Annotated in this window: 6 protein-coding genes; 5 read left to right on the top strand and 1 reads right to left on the bottom strand. The window is 58.0% G+C overall.

The genetic code is table 11. The features are described from left to right. The 5 genes from D6877_RS06535 to D6877_RS06515 all read left to right on the top strand — a co-directional run. Positions 1–254, top strand: a 254-nt coding sequence (locus D6877_RS06535) for a helix-turn-helix domain-containing protein (RefSeq protein WP_130910255.1), incomplete at its 5' end; no start/stop codon positions are given. A 183-nt stretch (positions 255–437) separates the two neighbouring features. Then, positions 438–2387, top strand: a complete 1950-nt coding sequence (locus D6877_RS06530; RefSeq protein ID WP_130910254.1) for an FAD-dependent oxidoreductase — start codon at positions 438–440, stop codon at positions 2385–2387. A 176-nt stretch (positions 2388–2563) separates the two neighbouring features. Further along, on the top strand, positions 2564–3451 hold the full coding sequence (locus D6877_RS06525; RefSeq protein WP_130910253.1) for a nitrilase family protein: 888 nt from the start codon (positions 2564–2566) through the stop codon (positions 3449–3451). Between the two features lie 62 nt (positions 3452–3513). Further along, the gene (locus D6877_RS06520) at positions 3514–4671 is read left to right on the top strand and encodes a hypothetical protein (protein WP_241662862.1); all 1158 of its coding nucleotides are present in this window, start codon (positions 3514–3516) and stop codon (positions 4669–4671) included. A gap of 66 nt (positions 4672–4737) precedes the next feature. After that, positions 4738–5724, top strand: a complete 987-nt coding sequence (locus tag D6877_RS06515) for an asparaginase (RefSeq protein ID WP_130910251.1) — start codon at positions 4738–4740, stop codon at positions 5722–5724. A 45-nt stretch (positions 5725–5769) separates the two neighbouring features. On the opposite strand, the gene zapE is transcribed toward D6877_RS06515, so the two are convergent. Beyond that, positions 5770–6122 (bottom strand): cell division protein ZapE (gene zapE / locus D6877_RS06510; protein ID WP_130910250.1); only part of this gene is annotated, 353 nt, incomplete at its 5' end.

Raw genomic sequence — 6122 nt, 5'->3', positions numbered from 1 at the left:
CCCGCGAGCACGGCATGAGCATCCGCAACTTCATGCGCCGCTTCCAGACCGCCACTGGCGACAAGCCGCTGCACTACTTGCAGCGCCTGCGCATCGAGACGGCCAAGGGCCTGCTCTCGGGCACGCGCAAGAGCATCAAGACCATCAGTTACGAGGTCGGTTACGACGATGCGAGCTTCTTCGCGCGACTTTTCCGCCAGCACACAGAACTGTCGCCTAACCAGTACCGGCAGCAGTTTCAGCAGGCTGCGTAACCCTCCGCCAGACTGACGTCCCTGTGGGTGTAGTCCTTCCACGGGGACCGGCTTGTAAGTTGTGATTCGTCCGACACAAATGAACGAAAACAGAACAACGTCTGGCTGTGTTTTACGACTGTTCAGACGTGCCTGCGCCGACCAGACTACTTCCCAAGCACATCGCATCAGGGAAGATCAACAGTGACCATCGGCTCCAGCTACAACTATCCCTCGCAGGCTCCCGGCCTTGAAAAACGCAAAAAACGTTCGCCACAGGACAAATGGAAAGCCCGTTTCCCCAATCCACCGGACCTGTGTTTTGACTACCGCGCGTTACTGGAGCAGCCAGGCGGAATCGCCCGAGCGACTGATTCCAGCCATCGAATCTGCATCATCGGCGCAGGCATCACAGGCCTGACGGCAGCAAGAGAATTGCTGCGCTGCGGCTTCACCCAGATCACTCTGATCGAACAGTCCTCGCGAATCGGCGGCAGGCACCTGACCGTTCCCGGCAGCCCCCAATCCAAGGCCAGCCATACCCCATTCGAAATGGGCGCAATGCGCATGCCTTTGTTCAATCGCGAAGGAGAATCGCCGAAGGACGGTCGCTCGCTGATGGCCTACTACGCGACGATTTTCGACCTGGCACTGTCAGACTTTGCCAATCCCGGCAGCCAATGGGTCAAATCCACTGGCATTTATCTGCGCGAGGGCAGCCTGTCAAAGCAGACTTCGCCGCAAATGCTCATCTGGAAAAACGCCGACGGTCAGACCCGCCCTCCTGGCGAGGAGCTGCAAGCGGTATATGCAAAATGGAGAGGGTTCGCCGACCGCATGACCCGACACGTTTGCGACAGTTATGCGAGCGAGGAATGGGAGTCAGTGTGGGCAGCTATTGTCTGCAGGTATCACGCCGTTTCCTTCCGTGATCTGGTGAGTATGCCGGCGTTACAACAGTGGGATAAAGAAGCCCCGGGGGATTTTGGCGGGATGGGAATGTCGCCAGAGGAATCGGCAATTTTTTATGCCATCGGCATTGGCGACGGCAGCTGGGGCGCATTTTATGACGTCTGTGCGCTGTACCCGCTGCGCACTGCCATATTCGGGTTCAGCAGTCACTTGCAACTGGTGCTGGGTCGGGTAGATGAAAAAGGCGATCCCCTGCCTGACTCACCGCATATCCGCAGCAATGCGGTTTTCGATTCAACCGGGCTGCAGTTCGAAGGCCCGCGCTACCTCGGTCTCGCGGCGCTGAGTGAAAGCCTTATGTTCATCAAACCTGATGAAACAGCGATGTCTTTCCACGAGCACAGCCTGCAATACCGCGAAGGTTTGCTGACTGATAGCTCCGTCACTCGGCTGAAAAAGCTCGACAGCGGTAAAACCCGTGTCTACTACAACTGGAAGCAAAGTCGCTCCCAGCAGACTCAGGAACATTTCAGCGATTATGACTCCGTGATCATGACGCTGCCTTCGTGGTTGATCGAAACACGAATCAGGCTTGAAAACTTCACGGTACAAATGCTGCCGTTCGAAACGATCAATGCGTACAAGACTGCGCATTGGGAAACCAGCTGCAAAGTGTTCGCGCCGCTGAAGAAATCCTTCCTGTCCGGCAATACCGCCATCCCCCAAGCGATCGTCACGGACAGTTTTATCCACGATGTTTATACCTACCGCTATAACGATCACTACAGCTATGACTGCATTCTTCTCAGTTATACCTGGGAGGATGACGCTACCAAACTCTGCTGTTTCAGCGACAAGGAGCTGGTCGCCGAATGTGCCGAAGAACTTGATCGAATCCTGATGAACTGCAGCAATATCGGGCAGCGCATCTCGCCCTTCATTGGCCTGAATCAGGCCGTCGTACAGCGCTGGATCACCGACAAGAACTCGCTTGGGTGCGCCAAACTTTACCGCCCCGGCGCCTACTACGACGCTGTAAGCCTGATGAAATACAACCGCGACTATTCCAGTGTTTCCGGGCTGTATCTTTCTGGCGAGTCGTTTTCAGTGGATGCCGGCTGGACCGAGCCCTGCTTTCGCGGCGCTATCGATGCGGTGATTCATATTTGCGAAAAAACCTCGGCGCAGTTCAATGGCGGCTTCCAGATAACCGACTATCCACACTACCAGGCCGGACCATGAAGCTTTCAGTCATGCAATTCGGCATCCTGAGCGTGCACCGTCGATATGCGTTTAATCGTCCTAGGAGGCGTACTACAACCTAACCGGAAAGCGCCGACTTACCTTCCACTGCTGACTCGACTCTTATGTTCCCCGCCACCCGATGGCGTGAAAACAACAATAAGGGATCATGAAAAATGAGCGAGTCAACAAGCCCTGTTCGTATTGCGGTTGTGCAATGTGATCCGCAGGTCGGTACGCAAAATCGTGCAGCGAATCTGAGCAACAGCCTGGAGTTGTCACTGCAGGCGGTCAATGGTGGTGCCAACCTCATCGTTTTGCCCGAGCTGACAAACACTGGTTATTTCTTTCGCACTCGACAGGATGCGTTCGATCACGCCGAATCGGTTCCGGATGGGCCGAGCGTGAGCCGATGGGAGGATTTTGCCCGCCAGCATCAGGTTTATCTGGTGGCAGGGCTGACCGAGCGCGAAGGGGCACGGTTGTACAACACAGCCGTGTTGTTGGGACCTGACGGTTTCATCGGCAAATATCGCAAGGCGCACCTGTGGAATCTGGAGAAGCTCTGGTTCACTGCAGGCGATAGCGGTTTCCCGGTGTTCGAAACGCCGATCGGTCGCATCGGTCTGCTGATCTGCTGGGACATCTGGTTTCCCGAAGTCCCGAGAATCCTCAGCCAGCAGGGCGCGGACATTATCTGCAGCCTGAACAATTGGGTCTGGACGCCACCGCCACTGTTCGACGAGGCCGGCAAATGCATGGCCTCGTACCTGACCATGACCGCAGCGCATGTCAACAATGTGTTTATCGCGGCGGCGAGCAGAATCGGCGAAGAGCGCGGTGCTCGCTACCTTGGATGCTCTTTGATTGCCGGCACCAACGGCTGGCCGATTGGCCGGGTTGCATCCGCCGATCAGCAGGAGATTCTCTACGCCGATATCGATTTGACCAGCTCGCGCAGTGCGCCGATCTGGAATGACCTGAACGACCTGCACCGTGATCGGCGGTGTGATGTCTACGATCGAATGCTCGGTTACACCCAGCATCCGTGCCTGCCGCGTTAACCGGAGGCCGGGCTATGGACATTCACGCAAAGCAACGCAAAACAATCGTGGCCAGAACCGCGATGGATAGCACCATTATCGGCCTGATTCTGGGTGCGACGGTTTTGATTGGCTGGCTATCGCTCACCCATCATTCGTTGTGGTCGGCGCGCTGGCCGGACTACAGCCATATGGTTTCGAGCTTTCCCGACGCTGCTGCCTGGCTGCGCTGGGTGCTCGGGGATATCAGCGAGGTAGCATTCTATAAACATGAGTTTGCCTCGATCGGCCTGCTGGCTGGTGCATATCTGGGCTATTGGGCGAATCGAACGGGAAAAGCCTGGCAAGGCTTCACCATCTGTTACGGCAGCGGGCTCTGGCCGTGGCTGGTCACAAGCTCATTGCTGGGCCTGGTGCTGAGCAATCTGCTATGGGGCTGGACTGTCACCGCCACCAGTTGGCAGCCAACCTTTGCGGCATTCGTGTCGTTGCCTGCGGCCATGGTGCTCATGTTCGGTGCCGGCTGGAAAGTTGCCATTAACGGCGCAATCATGGGCGCACTGTGCGTGACACCGCTGTGCCTGCTGATGGTCAATTACGTATGTAACCCACTCGGTCTGCCCGTGGTGATTGGCAATGTTTCGGGCATGGCCATCGCCAGCATCGGCGCCTTCGTGCTTTGTCGCTACGTGCCAAGCCTGGTGAAATCAGCGCAGCCCGACCCGTCTGCCGAGGAATTCAGCGTCACCGTGTCCGGCAGGGCGCCGGATTATGGCGTGGTATGGAGCATGCGCCGGGTCTTGGCGGATTTCTCCGAAGCACCTTTCTTCGGCAATGAGTGGGCGAGCCTGGGACTGATTGTCGGCGCGTTGCTCGCATTTACACTCAACCCAATGAGCCCGGTCTACGGCACCGGTCTGCTGCCGCAACTGCTGGCCGGTCAGGCGTTGACGTCGGCCATAGGCGTGGTGATCTGGCGCAAGCAGTGGATGGCGCGTGGCTGGTACCCGACCTACGTACCGCTGGTGTCCGTGGTTCCGGCTGCGATCCTCACCTACGGCGGCGAATGGCAAGTGATCATTTCCAGTGCGCTGCTCGGCGCCGTGATCGCTCCGCCATTGGCCTGCGCGCTCGCGCAGAGGCTGCCAGGCTTTATGCATGGCTTTATCGGCAATGTGTTGTCGATGGCCCTCGGTACGCTTTTGATCCTGCCAATCGTTGGATGGCTCGCCAGCCACTGACTTTATCCCTGCCCCGGCTGGCTTCTGGATCGTCTCCAGAACAGCCGGTTATTCGCGAGGTATCACATGGAACTGCCAAAACTGGCGATTGCCGCTCTCGGCGGCACTGTCAGCATGCAATCGACGCAAGACGGCCAAGGCGTCGTTCCGGCGGTGTCCGGCGAAGCGTTGCTGAACACCGTGCCGGAGTTGAATGTGCTCGCACGAGCAACCGTCGAGACTTTCGGTCTGTTACCCAGCGCTTCGCTGGATTTCGACTACCTCTTGAACGTATTGGCTTGGGCTAACGCGCAGATCAGTCAAGGCGTGGCCGCAGTCATCATCATCCAGGGCACGGACACTCTGGAGGAATCCGCCGTTTTCTTCGATTACCTGTGGGCGCACGACGAGCCACTGGTGCTGACTGGTGCCATGCGCTCTGCCATGCAAGCGGGCGCTGACGGCCCGGCAAACCTGCTGGATGCCGGTCGCGTTGCATTAGCGGCATGCAGTCATGGGCGCGGAGCACAGGTGGTTATCAACGGCGAGATTCACCGCGCCAATAGCGTGCGCAAGGTCGATTCAATGGCCATGCACGCCTTCGCCTCGCCCTTGACCGGCCCTGCCGGCTTGTTGGTCGAAAGCGCACCGCGCTACTTTCAGCCGCCCGTTGCGCGCCATGTATTGCCGATGCCGCAAGACATCCTCCCGAAGATCGCTTTGCTGGAAGCATCACTTGGTGCGGACAGTATGCTGTTGGACAAGATAGTCGAGTCGGGTTACGACGGCCTGGTGATCGCCGGCTTTGGTGCGGGCCATGTTTCCGCGCACTGGGCCAAGGTCATCGAAGGCATCGCCCGGCACATCCCGGTGATCATTGCCACCCGCACCGGTTGCGGCGCGACTGCGCAAGCGACGTATGGCTTCGCCGGCAGTGAAATCGATCTCACGCGCAAAGGCGCCGTCATGGCAGGATTTCTCTGCCCGCGCAAAGCGAGAATCCTGTTATGGCTTCTGGTTGCCTGCCGACAGCAAGCACAGTTGGTCAAATGCCTCGCTGAATCCACGCCATGAAAAAAGGCCTGCAATCGCAGGCCTTGTTCGTTGCCGAGACTCCGTTTAAGGCTTGTGCGCCCGCGACAGGAATTCGTGAGATTGCATCTCCAGCAGTCGGCTCAGTGTGCGCTGGAACTCGAAGGTCAGGCGTCCGCCGGTGTACAGATCCTTCAACTCGACTTCAGCAGAAATGATCAGCTTGACGTTGCGGTCGTAGAATTCGTCGACCATGTTGATGAAGCGCCGGGCGATGTCGTCAGTGGTGACGCTCATCTGCTCGACGCCGCTGAGCAGCACGGCGTGGAAGATCTTGCCCAGTTCGATGTAGTCGTTCTGGCTGCGCGGGCCGTCGCACAGTTCACGGAAGTCGAACCAGGCCACGTCGTCGCAGGTGCGCAGAGCGCGGATTTCGCGGT

This window comes from Pseudomonas sp. Sample_9 (assembly GCF_004307535.1).
GTDB classification, from domain to species: domain Bacteria; phylum Pseudomonadota; class Gammaproteobacteria; order Pseudomonadales; family Pseudomonadaceae; genus Aquipseudomonas; species Aquipseudomonas mercuritolerans.
The sequence above is the reverse complement of the archived record's forward strand: the minus strand, read 5'-3'. Positions and strand labels throughout refer to the sequence as shown.

Excerpts from the sequence above, each read along its gene's own strand:
- D6877_RS06525 (WP_130910253.1), top strand. The coding sequence starts at position 2,564 with ATGAGCGAGTCAACAAGCCCTGTTCGTATTGCGGTTGTGCAATGTGAT.
- D6877_RS06515 (WP_130910251.1), top strand. The coding sequence starts at position 4,738 with ATGGAACTGCCAAAACTGGCGATTGCCGCTCTCGGCGGCACTGTCAGC.
- D6877_RS06520 (WP_241662862.1), top strand. The coding sequence starts at position 3,514 with ATGGATAGCACCATTATCGGCCTGATTCTGGGTGCGACGGTTTTGATT.